Below are 1,466 nucleotides of genomic sequence, written 5' to 3' on the forward strand. Positions count from 1 at the left end.
GGGGAGGGCTCAGAAGTACCAGGGGAAGGGCGACCAGTCCGGCTCGCGCTTGCCCAGGAACGCGTCGCGGCCCTCGACGGCCTCGTCGGTCATGTACGCCAGCCGCGTCGCCTCCCCGGCGAAGACCTGCTGGCCGACCATGCCGTCGTCGACGGCGTTGAAGGCGAACTTCAGCATCCGCTGCGCCGTGGGGGACTTGCCGTTGACCTCCGCCGCCCACTGCAGCGCCGTGGCCTCCAGCTCCGCGTGCGGGACGACGGCGTTGACCATGCCCATCTCGTGCGCCTGCTGCGCGGTGTAGGGGCGGCCGAGGAAGAAGATCTCGCGGGCGAACTTCTGCCCGACCTGGCGGGCCAGGTAGGCCGAGCCGAACCCGCCGTCGAAGGAGCCGACGTCGGCGTCGGTCTGCTTGAAGCGGGCGTGCTCGGCGCTGGCCAGGGTGAGGTCGGCGACCACGTGCAGGCTGTGCCCGCCGCCGGCGGCCCACCCCGGCACGACGGCGATGACGACCTTCGGCATGAACCGGATGAGCCGCTGCACCTCCAGGACGTGCAGCCGCCCGCCCTCCGCCCTCGCCCGCGCCGCGTCGACGGTGTCGGCCGTGTCGCCCTGCGCGTACTGGTAGCCGGAGCGGCCGCGGATGCGCTGGTCGCCGCCGGAGCAGAACGCCCAGCCGCCGTCCTTGGGGCTGGGGCCGTTGCCGGTGAGCAGCACGCAGCCCACGTCGGGGGTGCGGCGGGCGTGGTCCAGGGCGCGGGCCAGCTCGTCGACCGTCCCGGGCCGGAAGGCGTTGCGCACCTCGGGGCGGTCGAAGGCGATGCGGACCGTCCCGCGGGCGGGGCCCTCGACGGTGCTGCGGTGGTAGGTGACGTCGGTGAGGTCCTCGAAACCGGGCACCTCCGCCCACGCCGCCGGGTCGAAGGTCTCGCTCACACCGGGAAGGGCCGACACGTCCCCGACCCTAGCCCGCCCCTCCGTCCGTGATCTTCCGCGGTGCACCGTGGAAGATCACGAGCAGGAGGTGGGCGATGCTGGGGCGGTGCTGCCCGAACCACCCGCGCTGCCACCGCTGACCGACCTGCTCGACGCCGCCTCCGTCGTCCGGCTGCCGCTGCGGCGCCGCTTCCGCGGCATCACCGAGCGCGAGGCCGTGCTGCTGGAGGGACCGGCCGGCTGGGGGGAGTTCTCCCCGTTCCTGGAGTACGGGCCCGCGGAGTCCGCCCGCTGGCTCGCGGCCGGCGTCGAGGCGGCCTGGCGGGGGCTGCCCGCGCCCCGGCGCACGCGCGTGGAGGTCAACGCCACCGTGCCCGCCGTGCCCGCCGACGACGTGCCCGCCGTCCTCGCGGCCTTCCCGGGCTGCCGCACGGCCAAGGTGAAGGTCGCCGAGGCCGGGGCGCCCTTCCGCACCCGGCTGGCCGAGGACCTCGCCCGGGTGCGGGCCGTGCGCGAGGTGCTCGGCCCGCACC

General features: G+C 75.4%; 1 protein-coding gene and 1 pseudogene. One reads left to right on the forward strand and one right to left on the reverse strand.

What is annotated here, in order from left to right; genetic code table 11:
• Positions 1–9: 9 nt before the first annotated feature.
• Positions 10–933, reverse strand: coding sequence for a 1,4-dihydroxy-2-naphthoyl-CoA synthase (locus GTQ99_RS23195; protein ID WP_166618009.1), 924 nt, complete (start codon positions 931–933; stop codon positions 10–12).
• Between the two features lie 106 nt (positions 934–1,039).
• Here GTQ99_RS23195 and GTQ99_RS23200 point away from each other — a divergent pair.
• Positions 1,040–1,466: pseudogene (locus tag GTQ99_RS23200) on the forward strand (o-succinylbenzoate synthase); the annotation flags it as partial.

It is taken from the genome of Kineococcus vitellinus (assembly GCF_009906315.1).
GTDB lineage: Bacteria > Actinomycetota > Actinomycetes > Actinomycetales > Kineococcaceae > Kineococcus > Kineococcus vitellinus.